This window comes from Bradyrhizobium sp. Gha, assembly GCF_900113735.1.
Classification (GTDB): Bacteria; Pseudomonadota; Alphaproteobacteria; order Rhizobiales; family Xanthobacteraceae; genus Bradyrhizobium.
On the sequence record NZ_FOQM01000027.1, the window covers coordinates 1 to 25,097 of the forward strand.

22 protein-coding genes and 1 pseudogene are annotated in these 25,097 nt (G+C 63.8%); 10 read left to right on the forward strand and 13 right to left on the reverse strand.

The window, feature by feature from the left end; translation table 11 throughout:
- The 5 genes from BM222_RS27060 to BM222_RS27080 all read right to left on the reverse strand — a co-directional run.
- On the reverse strand, nt 1-271 hold a 271-nt coding region (locus BM222_RS27060), incomplete at its 3' end, for an IS630 transposase-related protein (protein WP_143106053.1).
- Between the two features lie 216 nt (nt 272-487).
- The gene (locus tag BM222_RS27065) at nt 488-1,138 is read right to left on the reverse strand and encodes an HAD-IA family hydrolase (RefSeq protein ID WP_092234755.1); all 651 of its coding nucleotides are present in this window, start codon (nt 1,136-1,138) and stop codon (nt 488-490) included.
- A gap of 16 nt (nt 1,139-1,154) precedes the next feature.
- A complete protein-coding gene (locus BM222_RS27070; RefSeq protein WP_143106054.1) occupies nt 1,155-1,757 on the reverse strand; it encodes a YcxB family protein in 603 nt (200 codons plus the stop codon).
- 176 nt (nt 1,758-1,933) lie between these two features.
- Complete coding sequence (gene uvrA, locus BM222_RS27075) at nt 1,934-4,909, reverse strand: excinuclease ABC subunit UvrA (RefSeq protein WP_092234761.1); 2,976 nt, start codon at nt 4,907-4,909, stop codon at nt 1,934-1,936.
- Nucleotides 4,910-5,176: 267 nt separating this feature from the next.
- Entirely contained in the window at nt 5,177-5,923 is a 747-nt protein-coding gene (locus BM222_RS27080; protein WP_092234765.1) for an outer membrane protein, read from the reverse strand.
- Nucleotides 5,924-6,643: 720 nt separating this feature from the next.
- Between BM222_RS27080 and BM222_RS27085 the strand changes: the two genes are divergently transcribed.
- Nucleotides 6,644-7,141, forward strand: a complete 498-nt coding sequence (locus BM222_RS27085; protein WP_092234768.1) for a single-stranded DNA-binding protein — start codon at nt 6,644-6,646, stop codon at nt 7,139-7,141.
- A gap of 326 nt (nt 7,142-7,467) precedes the next feature.
- Entirely contained in the window at nt 7,468-10,215 is a 2,748-nt protein-coding gene (gene gyrA, locus BM222_RS27090; RefSeq protein ID WP_092234771.1) for a DNA gyrase subunit A, read from the forward strand.
- Between the two features lie 52 nt (nt 10,216-10,267).
- Here gyrA and BM222_RS27095 read toward each other — a convergent pair whose 3' ends face one another.
- Nucleotides 10,268-12,121: a potassium transporter Kup gene (locus BM222_RS27095; RefSeq protein WP_092235057.1), complete on the reverse strand. Its 1,854-nt coding sequence runs from the start codon at nt 12,119-12,121 to the stop codon at nt 10,268-10,270.
- 191 nt (nt 12,122-12,312) lie between these two features.
- Nucleotides 12,313-12,570 carry a hypothetical protein gene (locus BM222_RS27100; protein WP_092234774.1) on the reverse strand — a complete coding sequence of 86 codons (258 nt, stop codon included), beginning with the start codon at nt 12,568-12,570 and terminating at the stop codon, nt 12,313-12,315.
- Between the two features lie 253 nt (nt 12,571-12,823).
- Here BM222_RS27100 and coaD point away from each other — a divergent pair, with 253 nt between their 5' ends.
- From coaD to queA, 5 genes are all read left to right on the forward strand, one after another.
- Nucleotides 12,824-13,318, forward strand: coding sequence for a pantetheine-phosphate adenylyltransferase (gene coaD, locus BM222_RS27105; protein WP_092234777.1), 495 nt, complete (start codon nt 12,824-12,826; stop codon nt 13,316-13,318).
- 40 nt (nt 13,319-13,358) lie between these two features.
- Entirely contained in the window at nt 13,359-13,934 is a 576-nt protein-coding gene (locus tag BM222_RS27110; protein WP_092234780.1) for a peptidylprolyl isomerase, read from the forward strand.
- 8 nt (nt 13,935-13,942) lie between these two features.
- A complete protein-coding gene (locus BM222_RS27115) occupies nt 13,943-14,353 on the forward strand; it encodes a UCP034077 family protein (protein ID WP_092234784.1) in 411 nt (136 codons plus the stop codon).
- Nucleotides 14,350-14,814: a peptidylprolyl isomerase gene (locus tag BM222_RS27120; protein ID WP_092234788.1), complete on the forward strand. Its 465-nt coding sequence runs from the start codon at nt 14,350-14,352 to the stop codon at nt 14,812-14,814. The genes BM222_RS27115 and BM222_RS27120 overlap by 4 nt, the downstream gene beginning before the upstream one ends.
- A 92-nt stretch (nt 14,815-14,906) precedes the next feature.
- Complete coding sequence (gene queA, locus BM222_RS27125) at nt 14,907-15,989, forward strand: tRNA preQ1(34) S-adenosylmethionine ribosyltransferase-isomerase QueA (RefSeq protein ID WP_092234791.1); 1,083 nt, start codon at nt 14,907-14,909, stop codon at nt 15,987-15,989.
- Nucleotides 15,990-16,331: 342 nt separating this feature from the next.
- Here the strand turns inward: queA and BM222_RS27130 are convergent, their stop codons facing one another.
- The 4 genes and pseudogenes from BM222_RS27130 to BM222_RS27145 all read right to left on the reverse strand — a co-directional run bounded on the left by BM222_RS27130 (nt 16,332) and on the right by BM222_RS27145 (nt 20,540).
- Nucleotides 16,332-17,369: an aspartate-semialdehyde dehydrogenase gene (locus BM222_RS27130; RefSeq protein ID WP_092234795.1), complete on the reverse strand. Its 1,038-nt coding sequence runs from the start codon at nt 17,367-17,369 to the stop codon at nt 16,332-16,334.
- A gap of 221 nt (nt 17,370-17,590) precedes the next feature.
- Complete coding sequence (locus tag BM222_RS27135; protein ID WP_177243500.1) at nt 17,591-18,196, reverse strand: PepSY domain-containing protein; 606 nt, start codon at nt 18,194-18,196, stop codon at nt 17,591-17,593.
- Between the two features lie 266 nt (nt 18,197-18,462).
- Nucleotides 18,463-19,212, reverse strand: coding sequence for a TetR/AcrR family transcriptional regulator (locus BM222_RS27140; protein ID WP_092234799.1), 750 nt, complete (start codon nt 19,210-19,212; stop codon nt 18,463-18,465).
- A 147-nt stretch (nt 19,213-19,359) separates the two neighbouring features.
- Nucleotides 19,360-20,540: pseudogene (locus BM222_RS27145) on the reverse strand (patatin-like phospholipase family protein).
- Between the two features lie 203 nt (nt 20,541-20,743).
- Between BM222_RS27145 and tgt the strand changes: the two are divergent.
- Nucleotides 20,744-21,877, forward strand: a complete 1,134-nt coding sequence (gene tgt / locus BM222_RS27150; protein WP_092234802.1) for a tRNA guanosine(34) transglycosylase Tgt — start codon at nt 20,744-20,746, stop codon at nt 21,875-21,877.
- A 1-nt stretch (nt 21,878) separates the two neighbouring features.
- Here tgt and BM222_RS27155 read toward each other — a convergent pair whose 3' ends face one another.
- Nucleotides 21,879-22,091, reverse strand: a complete 213-nt coding sequence (locus tag BM222_RS27155; RefSeq protein ID WP_092234805.1) for a hypothetical protein — start codon at nt 22,089-22,091, stop codon at nt 21,879-21,881.
- A gap of 224 nt (nt 22,092-22,315) precedes the next feature.
- Here BM222_RS27155 and cysK point away from each other — a divergent pair, with 224 nt between their 5' ends.
- On the forward strand, nt 22,316-23,293 hold the full coding sequence (gene cysK, locus BM222_RS27160) for a cysteine synthase A (RefSeq protein ID WP_092234808.1): 978 nt from the start codon (nt 22,316-22,318) through the stop codon (nt 23,291-23,293).
- A 3-nt stretch (nt 23,294-23,296) separates the two neighbouring features.
- The gene (locus BM222_RS27165) at nt 23,297-23,536 is read left to right on the forward strand and encodes a BrnA antitoxin family protein (protein WP_092234811.1); all 240 of its coding nucleotides are present in this window, start codon (nt 23,297-23,299) and stop codon (nt 23,534-23,536) included.
- A gap of 153 nt (nt 23,537-23,689) precedes the next feature.
- On the opposite strand, the gene BM222_RS27170 is transcribed toward BM222_RS27165, so the two are convergent.
- Nucleotides 23,690-25,096 carry a caspase family protein gene (locus BM222_RS27170; RefSeq protein WP_092234815.1) on the reverse strand — a complete coding sequence of 469 codons (1,407 nt, stop codon included), beginning with the start codon at nt 25,094-25,096 and terminating at the stop codon, nt 23,690-23,692.
- Nucleotide 25,097 lies beyond the last annotated feature (1 nt).

The window sequence follows — 25,097 nt, forward strand, 5'->3', positions numbered from 1 at the left end:
CTGCCAGTTCCGCCTTCAGACCATGCAGCGTCAGGTGCGGCATCTGAGTGATCCGCTCGACAATGAAGGCGCGGTGCGGATCAAGCACGGGCTTACGGTGACCGCCCATCTTGCCAGGCGCAGCCGAGCCGGTCGCCCGCTGTCGCTGTGACCACTTCACCACTGACGAGACCGCAACACCAAACCGTTCCGCCACAGACCGGCAGCTCTCGCCCGCCAAAACCGACGCCACCACACGCTCGCGAAGATCTAGGGAAAGTGGTCGGGTCATGCGATGCTGGCCTCCAATCCAGCCAGCATCTTGAATCACAATCCGCCAAAAACCGGAATCCCTCCGATTCAATTAAGCAAGGAAATGCTCTAGTAAAGCGAATTGTTTTTCTATGTTGTCATGGACCATCAGGCGGTGTTTCGCCCGAGCGGCAGCGCAAGCTGTTGTAGCGCGCCGAGCCGCAAGCTGCCATCGAACCTGGAGAAGCACGAGCAGCTAGGCCGGCGTGCGATCTCCGAGGCCGGCCAGTACGGCCGGCGCGATCTCGTCGATGTGCGCGAAGACGAGATCCGGCTGCCGCGCCCGCAGCGCCGCCGGTGCGGCGTAACCCCAGCTGACCGCGCCGCAGGCAATCCCCACCGCACGCGCCGCCTCGATGTCGCGGACCTCGTCGCCGATTGAAATGACGTTTTGCGGTATCATGCCAGCACGCCGGATGACGCGGCGAAATTTCGCGGGCTTGCCGAACATGGAAGCCGCGCCCTCGAAATACCGGAATAGCGCGGCTAATGCGCCGAGCTTTTGCCGCGCATTGACTTCGCTGTCCGACGTTACCAGCGCGAGCTGCACGTCGTTCTCGGAGAGCGTCCGCAGCATCGCTTCAGTGCCCGCAAACAGCGAAATCTCCGAGGCCGCTTCGGCCTTCAGACGCCGCGCATAGCGCGCGATCGCCGGCAGCTTCCACACGGGCACCTCGAGCCGTGAGAGGATCTCGCGCGTCGAGGCATGCCGTAGTCCCTCGACATCCTCATCGCTAACGCGCCGAAAGCCGAAACGATCGGCAACGTCATTGATGGTGCGCAGGAACCAGGGGAAGCTGTCGACGAGAGTGCCGTCGAGGTCGAAGATGGCGAGGGAGTAGGGCATGAAGGAGGGGAGGTTGCTAGCAGCAAGCCGGGCTTGCAGATGATTTGGCCGAGGTGTCGGAGCGCAGTAATGCCGCGCGTCGTACATGCTCACTGGCCCACTCTGCAAATGCAACACGAGAGGCTGGGTCGGCGAAAACCCTGGCTGGAATAAAAAAGCCAAACCGTGCGTCGTACCAGAGCGCGACCAGCGTATCGGTATCCTTCACCGCTGCAATCGCATTCCAGAGCATCCGGCTTTCGATGCCCGGAGTCCTAATGATTATCGAAACATCGTCAAAGGCAACCTGCCACGTCATCTGCGCGGCTCCACGCAGCTCGAACAATCTGTCAAACATTTGGCGAATGCACCATAGCATCACGAAGAATGCGAAGAAATATCCCAGCATGAACCACACTAACGATCCGAAGGCCGCGCCCGATGTCGACCAACCTCGATCCACGGCTGTGCAGGCCCAAACGATGATCAGGAAGATTGCGACGAGTGGGGCAACAGCGCTGATGCGCGGGTCGATGTGAGCCTTCAGATTTTTGCCAGTGAGAGTTCCAAAGACTCTGTCTTCGGCTCTGGTGACTTGAAATTCGAAATGAAAGCGGCTTGCTTCAGTTGCGTTGCTCAAATCTGACCTCCCGACGGCGAAGTCAGAAAAGTACAGCAAGGATCAGCGACAAACCAGAGGTTGCCGATAAACGAACTAAGTATCGTCTCTTGGAAGAAGCGAAAATGCACCGATCGGCCAATGCGACTGGCCGATTCAAGATCCCGTAGACACACTGCCAAGACTGCAGCGACAGGCTACTCCGCCGCCTCGCTCGTGCTCCGTCGCTTCGGCTTCCGCGCCTTCTTCAGCACCGGCTCCAGGAATTTTCCCGTATAGCTGCGCTGCGCCTTCACGATATCCTCGGGCGGGCCCCAGGCGACGATCTCGCCGCCGCCGTCGCCGCCTTCGGGGCCGAGGTCGATGACCCAGTCGGCGGTCTTGATGACTTCGAGATTGTGCTCGATGACGACGACCGTGTTGCCTTGCGCGACCAGCTCGTGCAGCACCTCCAGGAGCTTCTTGACGTCGTGGAAGTGCAGGCCGGTGGTCGGCTCGTCCAGGATGTAGAGCGTGCGGCCGGTGGCACGCTTGGACAGCTCTTTTGCCAGCTTGACGCGCTGGGCTTCGCCGCCTGAGAGCGTCGTGGCCTGCTGGCCGACATGGATGTAGTCGAGCCCGACCCGGTGCAATGTCTGAAAAGTCTCGCGCACGCGCGGCACCGCCTTGAAGAACTCGGCGGCTTCCTCGACGGTCATGTCGAGCACGTCGGCAATGCTCTTGCCCTTGAACAGCACTTCGAGCGTCTCGCGGTTGTAGCGCTTGCCCTTGCAGACGTCGCAGGTGACGTAGACGTCAGGCAAAAAGTGCATCTCGATCTTGATGACGCCGTCGCCCTGGCACGCTTCGCAGCGGCCGCCCTTGACGTTGAAGGAGAAGCGGCCGGGCTCATAGCCGCGCGCCTTGGCTTCGGGCAGGCCTGCAAACCATTCACGGATCGGCGTGAAGGCGCCGGTATAGGTCGCCGGGTTCGAGCGCGGCGTGCGGCCGATCGGCGACTGATCGATGTCGATGATCTTGTCGATATGCTCGAGGCCCTCGATGCGGTCGTGCGGAGCGGCGCCTTCGCTGGCATTGTTCAACTTGCGGGCGATGGCCTTGTAGAGCGTGTCGATCAGCAGCGTCGACTTGCCGCCGCCGGAGACGCCGGTGACGGCGGTGAACAGGCCGAGCGGAATTTCGGCCGTGACGTTCTTGAGGTTATTGCCGCGCGCGTTCACCACCTTGATGGTGCGGCGATGGTTCGGCGGCCGCCGTTCCGGCACCTCGACCTCGAGCTCGCCGGTGAGATATTTGCCGGTGAGCGATTTCGGGTTGCGCATGATCTCCGCGGGCGTGCCTTCGGCGATGATGTTGCCGCCGTGCATGCCGGCGCCCGGGCCGATATCGAGCACGTGGTCGGCGAGCAGAATCGCGTCCTCGTCATGCTCGACCACGATCACGGTGTTGCCGAGGTCACGCAGCCGCTTCAGGGTGTCGAGCAGGCGCGCATTGTCGCGCTGGTGCAGGCCAATCGACGGCTCGTCCAGCACGTAAAGTACGCCCGTCAACCCCGAGCCGATCTGCGAGGCCAGGCGGATGCGCTGGCTCTCGCCGCCGGACAGCGTGCCGGAGGAACGGGAGAGGGTGAGATAGTTGAGGCCGACGTCGAGCAGGAAGGTCAGGCGCTCGCGGATCTCCTTGAGGATGCGCCCGGCAATCTCGTTCTGCTGCGCGTTCAGCGTATCAGGCACGGTCTCGAACCATGCGCCGGCGCCTTTCACGGACAGCTCCGATATTTCGCCGATGTGCTTGCCGCCGATCTTGACGCAGAGCGCCTCGGGCTTCAGCCGGAAACCATTGCAGGCGCCGCAGGGCACGTCGTGGAAATATTTGGCGAGTTCTTCCCGCGCCCACTCGCTCTCGGTTTCGCGGTAGCGGCGGTTGATGTTGGTGATGACGCCCTCGAACGGCTTCTTGGTGTCGTAGGAGCGCACCCCGTCCTCATAGGAGAACTTGATCTCGTCGTCGCCGGAGCCATGGAGGATCGCGTCTTTCGTTTTCTTGGGCAGATCCTTCCACTTGGTGGTGAGCGTGAACTTGTAGTGCTTGCCGAGTGCCGTCAGCGTCTGCACGTAATAGGGCGACGACGACTTGGCCCAGGGCGCGATCGCGCCCTTGCCGATGGCGATCTCCTTGTCGGGAATGACCAGGTCCTCGTCGACATGCTGCTCGACGCCGAGGCCGCCGCAGGCCGGGCAGGCGCCATAAGGGTTGTTGAACGAGAACAGGCGCGGCTCGATCTCGGGGATGGTGAAGCCGGAAACGGGGCAGGCGAATTTTTCCGAGAACAGGATGCGCTCGGGTCCGCTCTTGTCGTGGATCTTTGCAGTCTTCTTTTTCTCTTCCGCCGGTGCGGCCGCGGGTGCGTCGGCGAACTCGACCACGGCGAGGCCCTCGGCGAGCTTCAGCGCGGTCTCGAAGCTTTCGGCAAGGCGCTGGCCGATATCGGCGCGCACCACGATGCGGTCGACCACGACGTCGATGTCATGCGGGAATTTCTTGTCGAGAACAGGCGCTTCCGCAAGCTCGTGGAAGGTGCCGTCGATCTTGACGCGCTGAAAGCCCTTCTTGAGCCATTCGGCGAGCTCCTTGCGGTACTCGCCCTTGCGGCCGCGCACGACGGGGGCGAGCAGATAGAGGCGGGTGCCCTCCGGCAGCGCCAGCACACGGTCGACCATCTGCGAGACGGTCTGGCTTTCGATCGGCAGGCCAGTGGCTGGCGAATAGGGTACACCGACGCGCGCCCAGAGCAGGCGCATGTAGTCGTAGATCTCGGTGACCGTCCCGACGGTCGAGCGCGGGTTCTTCGAGGTCGTCTTCTGCTCGATCGAGATCGCCGGCGACAGGCCGTCGATCTGGTCGACGTCGGGCTTCTGCATCATCTCCAGGAACTGGCGCGCATAGGCCGACAGCGATTCGACGTAGCGGCGCTGGCCTTCTGCGTAGATGGTGTCGAAGGCGAGCGAGGATTTGCCGGAGCCGGAAAGGCCGGTGAAAACCACGAGCTTGTCGCGGGGAATCTCGACGTCGATGTTCTTGAGGTTGTGCTCGCGCGCGCCGCGGATCGTAATCGCGCGCAGGCTGGAGCCCACGTTCTGCTGGTGGCGCCTCGCCTTGATCACTTCATCCATCCGAATTGCCCTCAAGGAATCCCAAAGCTACGCGCTCGCGCCAACGTTAAGGCGCGCTTCGCCCGGAACCGGGATCGGCGCCAATGGGGTTGTGAGCGAACGTAGGAAGAACGGAGACAGATTTCCAGAGGGACTTGCGAATCGTCAACGGATTGTTGTGGCGCTGGCGGGACTTGGCAGCAGCTGATAACAATTGCACTGAATGGAACAGCAAAAAGGCCGGCGCGAGGCCGGCCTTTCGTGACGTTGTGACGTCGGTTGCGAGGATCAGTACTTCGCGACGACCGGGCCACCGAAGGTGTAGTTCAGGCGGACGGTGCCCATGTCCACATCCTGCTTGATGTTGTCGGCGCGGAAGGGCACGCCGACAACCGTGAAGCTGTCGTTGTGCTTGCCCATGAACAGGTGGTTGTACTCAAAACCAACCGACCAGTTCGGCGCGAAGCCGAACTCGATGCCGGTGCCGATGGTGCCGCCCCAACGGGTGTCGCTCGCGTCGCCGAAGGTGACACCCGCCAGAGTGCCGCTGAACTTGTTGTGGGTGACGGCCGCACCGCCCTTCACATACCAGAGAACGTTGTTCCAAGCATAACCCACCTGGCCGGTGAAGAGGCCGATGGCGTCGATCTTGGTATTGTTCACCAGCGGGAAGAAAGCGGCGGGCGAGCTTGTGTTCGAGCCCTTCAGATTGGCCCAATCACCCTGCGCTTCGAGGCCGAACACCCAGGCTGCGGACTGCCAGCGATAGCCGATTTGACCACCGGCGACAGCGCCGGTCGCATCATGGCAACCTTCGCTCGTCGTGGCGACAGCAGCGCCGGCGACGCTGGTCGTGTCCCAGCAATTGTGGCTGGAGCCGCCACCAGCGTTGGCGCCAATGTAGAAGCCGCTCCAGTTGTAGATCGAGGCGATAGCTACCGGGGCCTTGGTGTAGGGGCGAGCCGCCAGGTCGGCAGCCGAGGCGGCGCCAGTGAGGGCGAGCAGACAGGCCGAAGCCAACAAAACCTTTTTCATTTTCAACTTATCCCAGTCCCAGTTTCTGTGGTTGCCTTCCGTACGTCGGAAGGGCAGCGGACGCTATGGTCCAACTGACGTCTTGCTTACACCACTGAAGCCGCAAGTTGTGTCTCTCAAAAGTCACAACAGACGCGAAAATAGCGCTTGCTGGCCTTGGGGTTCCCACCTGGAAGAAGCAGCAAAGGGCCGGCGCGAGACCGGCCTTCGATTCTCAAAAGATGTCAGAGGATTAGTGCTTGGAGATCAGTGCCTTATCATCGGTATTGGCGATCACCGGCCGAAGCGGTAATTGACGCGGACGAGACCCATGTCGACATTCTGGCTGATCGGGTCAGTCTGGAATGCAGAGCCAGCGAGTGGGTTCAGCGTGACGGTCCGATTCCCAGGAAGATGTGGTCATCCTCCACGCCGACCGTCCGTTCGGCGCGAGACCGACGCGAGACCGGCACCGACCGCGCCGCCCCAGCGGGTGTCGCTGGTCAAGCGAGCAGGGGCCGGCTCCAACCGGGCCGCGCGCGGTGAAGGTGTCGTACGCTTGGGGCGCAGCGATTTCGATGGGAACAAATCTGGAACGAATGTCCGATCGGTGCTATATGTGGGGATAACCGAGGGCGTGGTGGGCCGATCGGCGCTTCTAAGCGTATAGGGTCGGCCCAACAGGCGGTAGCGCGGGCGCGCCTTTTCGAAATTCAGTGGCATTTGGAGTGGAGAGCGGCGATGGCGGGTAGCGTCAACAAGGTCATTCTGGTTGGAAATCTCGGCAAGGATCCGGAGATCCGCCGCACCCAGGATGGGCGGCCGATCGCGAATCTGAGCATCGCCACCTCCGAGACCTGGCGCGACAAGAACAGCGGCGAGCGCAAGGAAAAGACCGAGTGGCACCGCGTCGTGATTTTCAATGAGGGACTCTGCAAGGTCGCCGAGCAATATCTGAAGAAGGGCGCCAAGGTTTACATCGAGGGCGCGCTCCAGACCCGCAAATGGACGGACCAGAGCGGCGTCGAGAAGTACTCGACAGAGGTCGTGCTCCAGGGCTTCAACTCGACCCTGACGATGCTCGACGGCCGCGGCGGCGGCGGAGGAGGCGGCAGCTTCGGCGACGAGCCGGGCGGCGATTTCGGCTCCTCGGGTCCCGTGAGCAGCGCACCGCGCCGCCCGGTTGCCGCCGGCGGCGGTGGCCGCAACAACGACATGGACGACGATATCCCGTTCTAAGAATGCTCCGGGCGATGGGGGGCGCTGGTCGGGTTGAGCAACACCTTTCACGCCGCGTCAGTAAACCCAACTGATCGACAGAAGGGGCTCGGAATTTCCGGGCCCGCTTCATGTTCGGGAGAACGGGCGCACTTGCCCGCGGCTTGACTGTCCCCTCCGAGGCGATTTCGCAAGGTTGATTCCAGGCTCATCCAAGATGCCCGCTTCAGGGGCGTAAGTTATTGGAAAAATGGACGGAAAAAGCGCTTCCAGGCCGCCGCCAAGGGTGGTTATCAGGGCCTCGATGCGCTATATGATTCCCAGATAGAATCTCACCGGATTTCCCTTTGGCAGACGACGACAACAAGCCCGGCGACCAGCCGGCGCAACCCTCGGACATTCGCCCCGTCTCGATCTACGAGGAGATGAAGAAGTCCTACCTCGATTACGCCATGAGCGTGATCGTATCGCGCGCGCTGCCCGATGCGCGCGACGGGTTGAAGCCGGTGCATCGCCGCATCCTCTATGCGATGAACAATCGCGGCGACACACCGGACAAGAAGCACAAGAAGTCCGCCGGTGCCGTCGGTGAAGTCATGGGTAAGTACCACCCCCATGGCGACCAGGCGATTTACGACGCGTTGGTGCGCATGGCGCAGGACTTCTCGATGCGCGCGCCCCTGATCGACGGACAGGGCAATTTCGGCTCGGTCGACGGCGATCCGCCAGCGGCCATGCGCTACACCGAATCCCGCCTGACCAAGATCGCGCTGAAGCTGCTCGAGGACATCGACGACGACACGGTCGATTTCCAGGACAACTATGACGGCTCCGAGCGCGAGCCGGTGGTTCTGCCGGCTCGGTTCCCGAACCTTCTGGTCAACGGCGCCGGCGGCATCGCCGTCGGCATGGCCACCAATATTCCGCCGCACAATCTGGGCGAGGTCATCGATGCCTGCGTAGCGCTGATCGATAATCCGTCGCTGACGATCGACGAGCTCAACAACATCATCCCGGGCCCGGACTTCCCGACCGGCGGCATCATCCTTGGACGCCAGGGCATCCGCAGCGCCTATCACCTCGGCCGCGGCTCCATCGTGATGCGTGGCAAGGTCGAGTTCGAGACGATCCGGAAGGAGCGCGAGGCGATCGTCATCACCGAGATCCCGTATCAGGTGAACAAGGCGACGATGGTCGAGCGCATCGCCGAGCTCTACAAGGAAAAGAAGATCGAGGGCATCTCCGACCTGCGCGACGAGTCCGACCGCGACGGCTACCGCGTCGTCGTCGAGCTCAAGCGCGACGCCGTGCCCGACGTGGTGCTGAACCAGCTCTACAAATTCACACCGCTGCAGACTTCTTTCGGCGTCAACGCCGTCGCGCTCGATAGTGGCCGTCCGCAGACGATGAACCTGAAGGACATGCTGACGATCTTCGTCGGCTTCCGCGAGCAGGTCGTCACCCGCCGCACCAAATACAAGCTGCGCAAGGCGCGCGAGCGGGCGCATGAGCAGGTCGGCCTTGCGATCGCGGTCGCCAATATCGACGAGATCATCAGGGTCATCAGGCATTCGCCGACGCCGGCCGCCGCGCGCGAGACCCTGATGACGCGCGACTGGCCCGCGCGCGACGTCGAGGACATCATCACGCTGATCGACGATCCCCGCCATCGCATCAACGAGAACGGCACCATCCGCCTCTCGCTGGAGCAGGCGAGGGCGATCCTCGAGCTGCGCCTCGCACGCCTCACCGCACTCGGCCGCGACGAAATCGGCGAGGAGCTGGCAAAGCTCGCCGGCGAGATCGGCGAGTATCTCGAGATCCTGCGCTCGCGCGCCCGCATCCTCGACATCATCAAGACCGAGCTTGCCGAGGTAAAGGCCGAGTTCGCCACGCCACGCAAGACAGTGATCATGGAGCAGGAAGGCGAGGTCGAGGACGAGGACCTGATCCAGCGCGAGGACATGGTCGTCACCGTGTCGCACGCCGGCTACGTCAAGCGCGTGCCGCTGTCGGCCTATCGTGCCCAGCGCCGCGGCGGCAAGGGCCGCGCCGGCATGCAGACCCGCGACGAGGACTTCGTCAGCCGGCTCTTTGTCGCATCCACTCATACTCCGGTGTTGTTCTTCTCGTCGCGCGGCCAGGTCTACAAGGAAAAGGTCTGGCGGCTGCCGATGGCTGCGCCCAACGCGCGCGGCAAGGCTTTGATCAACATTCTGCCGCTGGAGCAGGGCGAGCGCATCACCACCATCATGCCGCTGCCCGAGGACGAATCCACCTGGGCGCAGCTCGATGTGATGTTCGCAACGACGGGCGGCAACGTCCGTCGCAACAAGCTGTCCGACTTCGTCGACGTCCGCCGCTCCGGCATCATCGCGATGAAGCTCGACGATGGCGAGGCGATCGTCGACGTCCAGATTTGCACCGAGCGCGACGACGTGCTGCTGACCGCGGCCGGCGGCCAGTGCATCCGCTTCCCGGTCCCCGACGTCCGCGTCTTCACCGGACGCACCTCGATGGGCGTGCGCGGCATCGCGCTCGGCGAGGGCGACAAGGTGATCTCACTGGCGATCCTGCGCCATGTCGAGACCACCTCGGACGAGCGTTCGGCCTACCTGAAGATGCGCCGCGCGGTCGCCGGTGAAGCTGCGGCCGAAGAGCCGGCAGCGGACGCCGAGGCCGAGGAGACTTCCGGCAGCTTCCAGCTCCCGCAGGAGCGCTATGCCGAGATGTCGGCGGCCGAGCAGGTGGTGCTGACCGTCTCGGTCAACGGCTATGGCAAGCGGACCTCGTCCTACGAGTACCGCACCACGGGCCGCGGCGGCAAAGGCATCGTCGCCATGAGCGTCAACAACCGCAACGGCAACCTCGTCGCGTCCTTCCCCGTCGAGGATGCGGATCAGATCATGCTGGTCACCGACAAGGGCCAGCTGATCCGCTGCCCGGTGGAAGGCATCCGCATCGCCGGCCGCTCGACGCAAGGCGTGATCGTGTTCGACACCGCCGAGGACGAGCACGTCGTCTCGGTCGAGCACATCACGGAAGAGGCCGAGAACGGGAATGGCGCGAATGGAGAACAGGCGAATGGCGAATAGGGAATAGCGACTGAACTTCGCTGCTCTATCGCTATTGGCCACCCACCATTCGCTAAATCTCCAGCTCCGTGCCGAACTCCACGACCTGCTTGGTCGGCACGCCGAAGAAGGCGGCGGAGCGTTCGGCGTTGCGCTGGAGGAAGGCGAACAGGCCTTCGCGCCAGACCCACATGCCCGGAATGTCCTCGCTCGGAATGATGGTTTCGCGGCCGACGTAATAGGTGATGTCGGAGAGATCGACGCCGGGCAGCTTGCCCTGGCGGCAGGCGAGCGTCAGACCCTCATAGATCGTTGGGTTCTGCATGAAGCCATAATGCAGGATCACGCGGGTGATGCCGGGAATGATCTCGATGATCTCGACCCGGTCCTGGTCGGCGATGTGGGGCAACTCCTCGATCAGCACGGTGACGAGGACGACGCGCTCGTGCAGCACGTGATTGTGCTTGACGAACTGCGTCAGCGCCAGCGGCACGCCTTTCGGCGCGGACGCCAGGAACACGGCGGTGCCGGGCAGGCGCGCGCTGCATTTGTTGACCGCGGTCTCGATCAGATCTTCCTCCGGCTGGCGCAGCTTCGCGCGTGCGGCTTCAACGAGCTTCACGCCGCTGCGCCAGGTCAGCATCAGGAAGGCGACGAAGCCCGCGAGCAGCAATGGAAACCAGCCCCCCTCGAACAGCTTGATCGAATTGGCCGAGAAGAAGATCAGGTCGATCACGAAGAAGAAGCCGTTCACGGCCACCACGATCCACGGTGAGTAGCCCCACTGGATCGCGACCAGGGCTGCGAGCAGCGTCGTGATCGCCATCAAGAGCGAGACGGCGATGCCATAGGCGCCGGCGAGCGCGTCCGAGGTGCCGAAGCTCAAGACCGCGCCGAGCGTGGCGGCGGCGAGCAGCCAGTTCACCAGTGGCACGTAGATCTGGCCGATCGCATGGCTCGTGGTGTGTCGGATCTGCATGCGCGGCAGGAAGCCGAGCTGGATCGACTGCTGCGTCAGCGAGAAGACGCCGGAAATGATCGCCTGCGAGGCGATCACGGTCGCGACCGCCGAGAACGCGACCAGCCCGTAATGCAGAAAGTCGGGGCAGAGCTGGAAGAACGGATTCTCGATCATCGAGGGATCGGTGATCAGCAGCGCGGCCTGGCCGAAATAATTCAACACCAGCGCCGGCAGGCAGATCGCGAACCAGGCGAGCCGGATCGGCAGGCGGCCGAAATGTCCCATGTCGGCGTACATGGCTTCGCCCCCGGTCACCGCCAGGAAGGCGGCTCCAAGGATCGCGAAGGAGACATGGAAATCCTGGTGGATCAGGAAATCGAACGCATAGAGCGGGCTGAGCGCCGCCAGCACCGACGGCGCCTTGAGGATGCCGTGGATGCCGAGCGCGGCGAGCACCACGAACCAGGCCACCATGACCGGTCCAAAGATGCGGCCGATGAAGCCGGTCCCTTGCTTCTGCATCACGAACAGGCCGACCAGGATCGCGACGGTCAGCGGCACCACCACCGGCGAGAGCGAGGGGGCGTCAACCTTGAGGCCTTCGATGGCTGACAGCACCGAGATCGCCGGCGTAATTGCGCCGTCGCCGTAGAGCAGCGCCGCACCGATCAGGCCGACCACCAGGAGATGCGCGCGCCAGGTGCCCGCTTTCGCGTGGCGGGCGTGGAGCAGCGCCAATAGCGCGACGATGCCGCCTTCGCCGCGGTTGTCCGCGCGCAGGATCAGCAGCGCATATTTCAGGGAAATGATCAGCAGCAGCGCCCAGAGGATGAGCGAGGCAACGCCGAGGACTGCATCTGAGGTCACCGTGCCGCCATGGGCGGCCGCCTTGGCGGCTTCCTTCAACGCATAGAGGGGACTGGTGCCGATATCGCCATAGACCACCCCGAGGGCGCCCACGGTCATGGCAAGCGGAAGCGGATCGGGATGATGGCCGGAGACGACGGCGGGCGTACTGGACAATGGCAACCCCTCAATGGGCCCGCGACCATCGGGCCATTCCGAGGGTGCGCGCATCACATAGTCTGCGACGACACGTCGCAAATATCCATGGGATTTATCTGGGGTTTACAGCGAAGTGTACGCTGACAGATCGCCTACGGAGTGCGGTCTGCCGTCACGAGGCGGGCGACGCGGATGTCCGCCCTGGTGCCGGCGCGGCGCAGGCAGGATGCCTCGAAGTTTGGCCACGCTCGTTGCGAGCAATCCCTGCCGATGGCCTTGATGTCGAGCCGGTCACCCTTGGCGAGCGGCTGCGGCACGCTGGCTTCGACTGATGGCGCAAAGCCGGGCAGCAGGGTGAGGATCGCGGCAACACATGCAGCCACAGCGATAGCGGAAAGAGCCTTGATCATTGACGGTCCCCTGTGATGCGGCCGCTACGCCCAGTGCGCGGCCCGTCATTCGTTGGCTGGAGTAGTAGCCACGCCCAGTTTCCGGACGTCTTCGCCGATGCCGGAAATGGTTTCGTTCGCGCCTCGTTGTGTTTCGTGGATGCCCCGAGGACGAAACAAATCGCGGCCTTCCCGACAGGGAGTGGAAAAATCGGCAGGCCTGACGCGGAACCGTCCGGCTTGCCGGGCAGGGCCAGGCGCGGTAGGACGTGGCATGCCGCGTATTGCCTTCTACCCCGGTTCCTTCGACCCCATCACCAACGGCCATCTGGACGTGGTCCGGAACAGCGTTTTCATGTGCGACCGGCTGGTGGTCGCGATCGGGGTCCATCCCGGCAAGAAGCCGCTGTTTTCGACCGAGGAGCGGCTCAAGATGCTTCATGATGTCTGCGGGCCGGTGGCGGCCCAGGCCGGCTGCACGCTCGAGGCTGTGACTTACGACGATCTCGCGGTCACCGCGGCGCGCAAGTACGGTGCGACCATCATGGTTCGAGGCCTGCGCGATGGCACGGATCTCGACTACGAGATGCAACTCGCCGGTATGAACGGCACCATGGCACCGGAGGTGCAGACCGTCTTCCTGCCTGCCTCTCCCGCAGTTCGCCCGATCACCGCCACGTTGGTGCGCCAGATCGCCGCCATGGGCGGAGACGTTTCGGCCTTCGTCCCGCCGCTCGTTGCATCCCAGCTCAAGGCTAAATTCGCCTGAAAACGGCGCGTTATTTCATCTCACCTGATCCGGAGTCTCCATGATCCGTCGTCTCGCAATATTTGCCACGATGTTCGTCGCGCTCATTGGCGTCGTTCCGGCGGTGGCGCAACAGCTGCCGGCCAATCTCGACAAGGCCAATGCGCTCGTCATCGACACGACCAAGGGCCGCATCGTCATCAAGCTCCGCAGCGACCTTGCGCCGCAGCATGCCGAGCGCCTCAAGCAGCTCGCGCGCGAAGGCTTCTATAACAACGTGCCGTTCCACCGCGTGATGGACGGCTTCATGGCGCAGACCGGCGACGGCCAGAACGGCAACGGTACTGGCGGCTCGAAATATCCGAACCTGAAGCAGGAATTCTCCAAGGTTCATTTCACCCGCGGCATCGTCGGCATGGCTCGGCGCGGTGACAGCGTCGATACCGCCAACTCGCAGTTCTTCATCATGTTCGCCGACGGCGGCAGCCTCGACGGCCAGTACACCGTGGTCGGCGAGGTCGTGCAGGGCATGGACGTTGTCGACAAGCTTAAAAAGGCGCCGGCCGGTTCGCCGAGCGGCACCGTCACCGATCCCGACAAGATGGTGAAGGTGCAGGTCGCCTCCGACATCAAGTAGCCAGGACGATGGCGCGCCGTGGCGACAGGCTCCTGTTCGCTGCCGCGGCGCTCCTGTTCGGCATCACCGGTGCGGCTGCAGAGGACGCGCCTGTCAACACTCTCCGGGACCTCTTCGAGCGCTTGCAGACCTGCTGGAAGCCGCCACCGCCCAACAAGGCCCGCCCACTCGACATCACCGTCGTCGTGAGCTTTAAGCGTTCCGGAAACATTCTGGGGCATCCACGGATTACCTATGAAACTCCGGGGGCCTCCGAGAATGACCGGCTGCAATACCGGATCGCGGTCATGGAGGCGTTGCAACGCTGCACGCCGATGCCATTTACCGATGCAATGGCCGGCGCCGCCGCGGGACGTCCGTTCGCGATCCAGTTCCGTACCCGCAAAACTTCACCTCCAACGCAAGAGAGACGAGCATGAGCGTCACCGAAAACACATTGATCCTCGAGACCACGCAGGGCCCCGTCACCATCGAGATGCGGCCCGACCTGGCGCCTGGCCACGTCGCACGCATCAAGGAGCTGGTCCGTGAAGGTTTCTACGACGGCATCGTGTTCCATCGTGTGATCGACGGCTTCATGGCCCAGACCGGCTGTCCGCATGGCACCGGCACCGGCGGCTCGGGCCAGAAGCTCAAGGCCGAGTTCAACAAGGAGCCGCATGTGCGCGGCACCGCCTCGATGGCACGCGCCGCGAGCCCCGATTCCGGTGACAGCCAGTTCTTCATTTGCTTCGACGACGCCCGCTTCCTGGACAACCAGTACACGGTGTGGGGCAAGGTCACCGAGGGCATGGAGAATGTCGACAAGATCAAGCGCGGCGAGCCGGTGCAGAACCCGGACAAGATCGTCAAGGCGCGGATGGCGGCTGATACGGAATAGGCCTGCGTCGTCGTTCCGGGGCGGCTCGTAGAGCCGAACCCGGAACCTCCGGGCTCGCGCCTTGCGCGCCCCGGAATGACGTCATAGAGACCATGCGCACCGATCTCTTCGATTTCGACCTGCCACCTGAGCGCATCGCGTTGCGCCCGGCTCAGCCGCGCGACTCCGCGAAGATGCTGGTCGTCGAGAACGGCGCGCTGCGTGACCAGACCATCACCGAGTTGCCGCAATGGCTGAAGCCGGGCGACCAGCTCGTCGTCAACGACACCAAGGTGATCGCCGCGCAGCTTAGAGGCCGCCGCATCGGTCGCGAGACCGAGCCGAAGATCGAGGCGACCTTGATCAAGCGCCTCGACGGCTCGCGCTGGCAGGCGTTGGTGAAGCCCGCGAAGAAGCTCGCTGCCGGCGACCGCATTCGCTTCGGCAATGAAGGCAAGGTCTGCCTGCTCGGCCATCTCGATGCCGAGGTCGAGGCCAAGGGAGAGGAGGGCGAGGTGACGCTGTCATTCTCGTTCCACGGCCCGACGCTGGATCAGGCGATCGCCGATCTCGGCAGCCCGCCGCTGCCGCCCTATATCGCCTCGAAGCGCACGCCCGATGATCAGGATCTCTCCGACTACCAGACGATGTTTGCGACGAACGAAGGCGCAGTCGCGGCCCCCACCGCGGGCCTGCATTTCACGCCGGCGCTGGAGCACGCGCTGCACGCGCGCGGCGTCGGCGTTAATCGCATCACGCTGCATGTCGGGGCAGGGACCTTCCTGCCGGTCAAGGTCGATGACACCGAAGGCCACAAGATGCATGCCGAGTGGGGCACGATCTCGGCGCAGACCGCGGAGACGCTCAACGCCGCGCGAAAGAGCGGCGGCCGCATCGTCGCCGTCGGCACCACGTCATTGCGGTTGCTCGAAAGCGCGGCGAGCGAGGACGGCACCATCCAGCCGTTCACGGCCGAGACCTCGATCTTCATTACCCCCGGCTATCGCTTCCGCGCTGTCGATGTCTTGATGACGAATTTCCATCTGCCGAAGTCGACGCTGTTCATGCTGGTGTCGGCATTCGCCGGCCTGGACACGATGAAGCGGGCCTATGCGCACGCGATCGCGAATGGATACCGGTTCTACTCATATGGCGATGCGTGTTTGTTGTTTAAGCGGAGTCGTAGGGTGGGTTAGCCGTAAGGCGTAACCCACCATTTTTGTCTCTGCGGATAGGGAGCCTGGTGGGTTACGCCGAGCAGATGCGCTTTGCGCATCTGCGGGGCTAACCCACCCTGTACCCTTCTTGTCGTTCGGCGCCAGTCCAATGATGTAGACTGGCAGCACGGGCCGATCTGCCGGGAGCAGCCTTATCCACCTGTGCCTGAGCACCTGCGTAGGAACCGCGCCCCGACGGAGCGGCCGCGATCGAGATCCAGTAGGAGGTCATTGCGCCGAGAGCGCCAGTACAGGGATCGATCAGGATCGCGGTGGCCCGCTTCGAGAACGAGGAGGAGATCCCTACCTACGCACCTTCCGTTACGCCATCACCCGCTGCGGCAGCAGCTCGGCGATCTGCACCGCGTTCAGCGCTGCGCCCTTGAGCAGCTGATCCGCCGCCACGAACATCGAGATCGAATGGCCGGAGGGGTCGCTGAGGTCCTTGCGGATACGGCCGACCAGGACGTCGTCCTGGCCCGAGGCGTCGATCGGCATCGGGAAGTAGTTCCTCACGCGATCGTCGACGACCTTCACGCCCGGGGCCTGCGCCATGATGGCGCGGACCTGATCCTCATTGATCGGCTTCTCGCATTCGAAGGTGATGGCCTCGCAATGCGCGCGCAGCACCGGCACGCGGACACAGGTGACGCCGATCGCAATTGTCTCGTCCTCGAAGATCTTGCGGGTTTCCTTGATGACCTTGGTCTCTTCGTCGTTGTAGCCGGTCTCGGGATCGATGGCCGTATTGTGGTTGAAGAGGTTGAAGGCGTAGGGGTGCGGCATCACCTTCGGCGTATAGACCTGCCCGTTGAGATTGGCGCGAGTGGACTCGACCAGCTCGTCCATCGCGGCAGCGCCGGCGCCGGAGGCTGCCTGGTAGGTCGAGATGATGACGCGCTTGATGCGGTTCTTCTGGTGGATCGGCCAGAGCGGCACCAGTGCGGTGATCGCAGCGCAGTTCGGGTTGGCAATGATGCCCTTGTGGTCGCGGATGCGGTTGCCGTTCACCTCGGGGATGACAAGCGGAACGTTCGGGTCCATGCGGAAGGCGGAGGAGTTGTCGACCACGACGGCGCCCGCCTTCACCGCAACAGGCGCGAACTTCTTCGAGATGCCGCTGCCGGCGGAGAACAGTGCGATGTCGACGCCTTCAAAGGCGCGTTCGGTCAGCTCCTCGATGACGACGTTCCGGCCGCGGAACGACACCGTCTTGCCGGCGGAGCGGGCGCTGGCGAGCGCCTTGAGCTTGCCGACGCGAAAGCCGCGCTTGTCCATGGTGGCGATGAATTCGGCGCCTACCGCACCGGTGACGCCGACAATCGCGACGACGGGATCGTTACTCACTTTGTCCTCCATTGAGATCGATTGAGACAACAAAAAAGCCCCGGACCATCTTGGGCGGGGCTTCGGCAGAGCTTGATGCGTTTCTAGTCGACGACTATGCGCGCACGCCTCCCCGGGCCCCGAAGGCCGTGGTGGTTTTGGTCGTGCGTTTGGTGGTCGTGAACATGGCGGCGACTTATGCGGGAGAGTCCGGCGCGCGTCAATGGCTTTCCGGCGGGATCGTGGCGTTTGCGTTATTTGCCCCGGGCACCCGGCGGCTCGAGGATGACCTCCTTGAGGTCGTCGCCACTGATGACGACGATTGCGAAATTGAGCCGTCCGCGCTCGCGCACCAGCCCGCCGCTGATGGCCTTGCCGGACGCGGCCTGTTCGGCGACGCGGACCGCATCGGCGAGGCGATGCGTGATGGTGCCGAGCGCTGCGAGATTGCTGCGGTCATCATGGTCCAGCTCAGCCAGGGGCAGGGCAGCTTCGCCGCCCTCGACCGCGCCGGTCTCCGCATTGATGGTGTAGCGCCAGATCCGGTCCTTGTGCAGGGTCTTCACCCGGTAGACCGGCACGCCCGAGCCGCCGTCGAAGCTGATATCGGCGGTCGTCGCGCCGGCATGACGGGCTTCCGCGATCGCCATGGCCTGGCTGATCGAAATCGAGGAGCTGCGGAAACGCTCGATCTCGCGGCTGACGGCCTGGCGATCCGCCGCGGCATCACCATCTGCCTCGCTGTGCAGGGCGGCGGGCGTGCTTCCCGCCGAAACGGTCGCGCGCGCCGGCACTGCGATGAGCAGCCCCGAGAGGGCGACCGCGAACCACCCGTACATTCCTGGTCTTGTCGCGCTCATGCTCGAAACCCTCGGCCGGCAAGCCTTGAACCAGCAAGTTTGCCGGATGTTCGTAAAGAAATCGCGGCCGACCTTGGGCACCGGCCGGCCGCGGAACGTCGTGACGGGCTGCACCCGTCGCGGCGGTCTAAGCAGTCCGGTCCTCCTTGGGGCTGGTGAAAAAGCGGCCCGAACTGCTCTATAACAAAACCATACCGTATCGTTTTATTTTGGTCAACGAACAGGCCATCGTCCCCGGGAGAGAAATCGCTGATGTCACGGAAATGTCAGCGGGTGGGGCGACGCCGTTGCGGGGCTTTTTTTGCGGTGCTCTGGACGCGGTCGGCAGGACCGATTGCGCCGGCCAGGAACAGCTTGATTGCTGCGCGCATCCGCTTCTCGGCGCCTTTCAGTTCCATCGGCGTGCCGAACGTCGCCATGCGGTGCGTGTGGCCGACGACGACGTCGAGGAACACTTCCGCCGCGATCGTTGTGTCGTCGACGTCGAGTGCGCCTTGCGCCACGAGATGGTCGAAGAAGCGCGCGGTGGTGGCGACCGCCTTGAGCCAGCCTTCCTCCTTGCCGAGCTTGGCGACGTCAGGGAAGTTGATGGCCTGCGACGTCATCATGCGGCTGAAGGCCACGGCGTCGGGTCCGCAGGTGAAGGCCAGCATCTCGCGCCCGATCTCGACCAGCCGCTGTTCGACCGGGATATCGGAGGCGCTGCTGAGCTGCGTTTCCGCCGCAGCCGAGAGCGGCGCAAGCCAGCGCGCGATCTCGCGGCGGAGCACGGCGGCAAACAAGCCGCGCTTGTCGCCGTAACGGGAATAGACTGTGGGCTTGCTGACGCGGGCCGCTTCCGCCACCGCATCGAGCGACGTCGCTTCAAAACCGCGATCGAGGAACAGGCGGGTGGCGACCTCGATCAGCCGTTGGTCGCGCTCGATCGCCGCGCTTTTCGTCGGCCGGCCGCCGCGCGATTTCGACACCTCGCGCCGAGGTGCCGCCGTTCTTGTCTTGGTCGCAGCCAATCCCATGCCCGATGATATGCCCAATGATTCCTGCGCGGTCCTGCCAGTGTGCATTGCTGTATAACGCGCAGCAACCGGGGCGTCATCGCGATTCTGGCCGAATTGGCCGGATCGTCAACGGTCTCCGACCGGCGCCGTTCCGCTGCGCGGATATCAAGGCATCCGCCCGGTCCAGGCCCCGCCGCCGGCCGCTTTCTCGTATCCGTACTGGTACAGCGCCCGCATGTAGCCGGTGTCAAAACCTTCGGACGGCGGCGCCGGATAGTCGCGCTCGATGTAGGAGAGATGGAAGCCGAGATGATTGCGCTGGGCGAACTCGTAGGTCGAGAAAACGATCGAGCGCGTCTGCGATTGGGTGATGGCGGACAGGCTGCGTGAGGCGAGTCGATCGTGCTGTTGGCGACGAGCTCGAAGTTGCGCTCGATCTTCTTGTTGACGAGGATGTAGATGTCCATCCTGGCGTGGCCGGGCAGGCGCCCCTGGAACAGCAACGCTTCAGGCAATGTCAGCACTGGCGCCGTCACGCCGCCATCGACGTGCATCTCCTGAAACCTGTGGCCCTGGCCTTCAGCCTCGATCAGGATCGGCGGAAACACCAGCGGGATGCTGGCGGAGGCCGCCATCACGTCGCGAAACAGTTTCAGCGCTTCGGGCGTGCCGACCGCGGCGATCTTGCCCATGTCCCAGATCGCGGTGCGCTGCGTGTCGAGATCCGTGGTGACCACCAGCAGCCGTCGGCCCTTGGCGTGCTCGCGCGCGACCTGTGCCATGATCTCGGGCCCGACATAGCGCGCCACCAGCTCGCGCAGCCGTGTATTGCCGAACAGACCGGAGCCGAACAGCACGCGGATGATGCTGGGGTCGTTCAGCAGGGTTTCGGCGATGCCGCTGGTGTAGAGCTCGCGAAGCGTGTCGTCATATTGCGATCCGAGGAACGCAAAGGGTGCGATCAGCCCGCCGGTGCTCACCCGTGATACGACGGAGAAGGTCGGGCGGTTACGCGCCGCGGTCCAGCCGTTCAGCACGCCGACGCCATAGGCGCCATCCGCGCCAACGCCGGACAGCGCCAGATAGGTTCGGCTTCCTGTCGCCTCGTCATGCTCGAAGCCGAACTTCGTGATGGGCTCGTCGGCGTAGCGCCTGAGGCCGTCGATATCCAGCACACGCGATGCGCTGGCATCGGCAGCCGTATAGGGCGTGCGGGGGAGCGAGGTACAGGCGGCGAGCGCCAGGCTGCACGCGAGTGCCAGCGACCTGATCAGGCGGTCGGCTGTGCGCTTTGTCCGGCCATCGGAGGCGGCGAACGTATCCGTCGAGCGTGTGGGGAGGGGCATTTGGTCGGTGGCTGACGATCACGCATCTGCAGCCCCTGGCAACTTGCCGCGGCTTTCTCGTTTCAGGCCCCGCTATTAAACTATACTGTATCGTTTTATTTGGCGAGCGTGAGCGCATCACGTCCGCGTCAGCGGTGTCCCAGTCTGGAACATTGCGGCCGAGCGGGTTGATCGGTCTCGCGCGACACGCAATAAGCACCGCCATGAATCTGCCCAATCATTTCGAACTGCTCGCCACCGATGGCGCCGCCCGCACCGGCCGCCTGACCACGCCCCATGGTGTGGTGCGGACTCCTGCCTTCATGCCGGTCGGCACCGCCGGCGCCATGAAGGGCATGCACTGGCGCGAGGTGCGTGATGCCGGCGCCGATATCGTGCTCGGCAACACCTATCATCTGATGCTGCGTCCCGGCGCTGAGCGCATCCACGCGCTCGGCGGGTTACAGCGATTCACAGGCTGGAACGGGCCGATGCTGACGGATTCCGGCGGTTTCCAGGTGATGTCGTTGTCTGATCTGCGCAAGGTCAGTGAGCATGCCGTGACCTTCCGCTCGCATATCGACGGCGCCAAGGTCGAGCTGTCGCCGGAGCGTTCGATCGAGGTGCAGCGCTACCTCGGCTCCGACATCGCGATGCAGATGGACGAATGCGTGCGGCTGCCGGCCGAGCGCGACGACATCGAGCGCGCGATGCTGCTGTCGTTGCGCTGGGCCGAACGAAGCAAGCGCGCGTTCGAGAGCGCATCTGACGGCTACATGCTGTTCGGCATCGTGCAGGGAGGCGACGTGCCCCAGCTGCGTCACGCCAGCGCACAGGGGCTCGTCGAGATCGGCTTCCACGGCTATGCGATCGGCGGCCTTGCCGTCGGCGAGCCGCAGGCGGTGATGCTGGCGATGATCGACGAGACCGCGCCGGCGCTGCCGAGCGACCGGCCGCGATATCTGATGGGCGTCGGCACGCCGGACGACATTCTCGAGGCAGTGAAGCGCGGCGTCGACATGTTCGATTGCGTGATGCCGACGCGCAATGGGCGGCACGGCGTCGCGTTCACGCGCTTCGGCCAGGTGAACTTGCGTAACGCACGCCACGCCGACGATCCGCGTCCACTCGACGAAGAGAGTACGTGGCCGTCAGCGCGAAACTACGCACGCGCCTACCTGCACCATCTCGTCAAGGCGGGCGAGACGCTGGGGGCGATGCTGTTGTCCGAAATCAATATTGCCTACTACCAGTTCCTGATGCAGGGCATCAGGGACGCGGTCGTGCACGGAACGTTCGACGAGTTCTACCAGCGTACACGCGAGGACTGGGCGAGGGGCGACATCGCCCCGCGCTAGATCAATTGCGCACGATCCGCTGCTTCACGGCATGCTTGGTCACGAAACCGTAGCCGCAATTGTCGCAAGTCCAGAGATAGCTGATCACGTGGTCTGAGACGTAGGCCGAGGCTTCGGCGGCGACCATGGAGTCGGCGCACACGGGACAGCTCGGCAAATCGCTGCAACGCGGCCTTGGTGCTACGGTCGACAACACTTCAGCGGCAGCTGACATCGTGGTGACCTCCCTGCTTCGAGACCTAAGTCTAACATAAGCCGAATCAGTTGACGAGGTCGCAACACAAATGCGTTGGTTTTCTGCTAATTACAACTCACGCGATTTTTGCGATGCAGCGTATTTGACATGTGCCGCATTGTCGCTTGCGTGTCGTCACAACCTGTCCGTAACTGCACATGCGCTGCGATAGGAGCGCAAATTGTCGCCACAGGGAGTCCATCATGGACGCATCGTCAAACACGGGTGCAGCGCACCAACCCGGCCGCGGCCGAATCTACTCGTCGATCGTCGAGGCTTTTGGCGACACGCCGATCGTGCGCTTGCGCCGGCTGCCGGGCATGCACGGCGTGAACGCGACGATTTTGGCCAAACTTGAATATTTCAATCCGGCCGCGAGCGTGAAGGACCGGATCGGCGCGGCCATGATCATCGCGATGGAGAAGGCCGGCATCATCAAGCCCGACACCGTGCTGATCGAGCCGACATCCGGCAATACGGGTATCGCGCTCGCCTATGTCGCGGCCTCCCGCGGCTACCGGTTGAAGCTGGTCATGCCGGAATCTATGTCGATCGAGCGGCGCAAGATGCTCGCCTTCCTCGGCGCCGAGCTGGTGCTCACGCCGGCCGCCCAAGGCATGAAAGGCGCGATCGCCGCGGCGGAAGAACTCCTGAAGACGACGCCGAACTCGGTGATGCCGCAGCAGTTCAAGAACCTCGCCAATCCCGAGGTGCATCGCCGCACCACGGCGGAAGAAATCTGGAACGACACGTCAGGCAACATCGACTTCTTCGTCGCCGGCGTCGGCACCGGCGGCACCATCACTGGCGTCGGCCAGGTCCTGAAGCCGCGCAAGGCGTCGCTGCGCGTAGTCGCGGTCGAGCCGGAAGAGAGCCCGGTGCTATCGGGCGGCCAGCACACGCCGCACAAGATCCAGGGCATCGGCGCCGGCTTCGTGCCCGACATTCTCGACCGCTCCGTGATCGACGAGATCGTGAAGATCAACTCGACGACCGCGATCGAGACCTCGCGGGCGCTGGCGCGGCATGAGGGCATTCCGGGCGGCATCTCCGCTGGAGCTGCGATCGCGGCCGCGCTCGAGATCGGAAAGCGGCCGGAAGCCGCGGGAAAAACCATTTTGGCTATCGTGCCATCCTTCTCCGAGCGTTATCTTTCGACAGTTCTGTTTGAAGGAATCTGAGAGATGACGGATCAACCGAGACGGCCGCGCACGCTGGGCGATGCGCGGTCCGAAGCCGAGGCAGCGTTCAAGAAGGTGACGGCCAAGGTCGCCGCCGCGCCGCCGAAGCAGAACGTCGCGCCAGGCATCAAGGAGCAGGTCACGCTGCGCATCGATCAGGACGTGCTCGAGCATTTCCAGGCGGGCGGCCCCGGCTGGCAGGACCGCATCAACGAGGCGCTGCGCAAAGCGGCGGGGAAGTAGACTGGCCGTGATCTTGCCGCGCGGGCCGGGTGGTCCGCACCAGGCGCATCTCTGAGCTCGTCATCGCGAGGAGCCCGCGACAAAATTGCGAAGCAATTTTGCGCTGGTGCGACGAAGCACTCCAGACTCGTCGCCGCGGAGCGGAGGCGAGCCTCAGCGGCGGAACATGCCGCCCATCATGCCGCCGACCACGCCGCCCATGAAGGCCGCGCCGGCATCGCCGCCACCGCTGTGGCGGGGGGCAGGCGCGCTCTGGGGAGCGGCGCGCCGGGCCGGCTTCGGGCTGTCTTCGCTCGCGGTTGTCGTCGAGGCGACGATCTCGGAGAGCAGGGCCTTGTGCTGGAGCTTGTTGAGGAAGCCCGTCGACGGATAGCCGCGGGCGGCTTGCCAGCGCTTCAACACCGAGCGGGTTTCGTCGTTGAACACGCCTGATACCTTGGTATCGAAGCCGAGTCCGTTGAGGCGGCGCTGCACGTCGCGACGCTGGCCCTTGTCGAGGCCGATCTGGTCTTCGGTCAGCTGGCTGGCCTCATCGGTGAAGGTCGCGGGATCGACGCCCGCATTGAGATTGCGGGTCGTGGTCGACGGACCATTCTGGATTGCCGCGAGGCGCGCCATGGCCAGCGGCTTAAATTGGCCGTTGGGATAAGCGGAGAGATAGGCGTTGAGCTCTTCCGGCTTGTTGGATTCCTTCACCGAGCGCCAGAACTCGACTTCAGCTTCGGAGTTGCCGGCCCCCGCGGTTGGCGCGGCCGTTGCCGTCGGTGCCGCGGTGGCAAGCTGGGTCGTCGGCGCCTGGTTGAGGTAGACGGCGCCGATCAGATTGGTGTGGCCCCAGGGCAGCTGGCCCTTGTGGGTCTCCTCATTCACCTGTGCGCGCACCGAGGTCATCGCCTGCTGGATCTCGACGCCCGGCTTCGTGATGTTGTCGATCAGCGCGCGGGTGAAGGGGCTGTTGTTGCCCTCCTGACCGTCAAGTGCGGTTTGGCCCGGGCCGGTGGCGAAAGCGATCAACGTGCCTTCGCCGGATTTCATCTCCGCGAGACCGCTGCCGACATTGACGCTGCGGGTCGCGGAGTTCGACTTGATCTTGGCAGCGAACGGATTGTCGCGACAGGCGTCGAGGAACACCAGCTTGACCTTGGCATCGCCCATGGTCTGGTCGAGCGTCAGGTCGATGTTGATGGCGGCGCCCAGCTTGACGTCCATCTCCGACTTGATGTCGGCATCGACGGGCAGGAGATAATTGGTGCCGCCGACGGCGATGCCATGGCCAGCGTAATAGAAAACGGCAATGTCGGAGCCTTGGGCCTTGCGACCGAACTCGAGCAGCTTCTCGGTCATCTGGTCGCGCGAGAGGTTGGATCCTTCGATCACCTCGAATCCGACATTCCGCAGCGTCGACGCCATCGCCTTGGCGTCGATCGGCGGGTTCGGCAATTGCGCGACGTTCCTGTAGGCACCGTTGCCGACGACGAAAGCGACGCGGCGGTCGGCCTTGGCGGCGCTAACCGACAGCGCCATGCACATCAGCGAAACGATGATGGTGAGAGTGCGCATC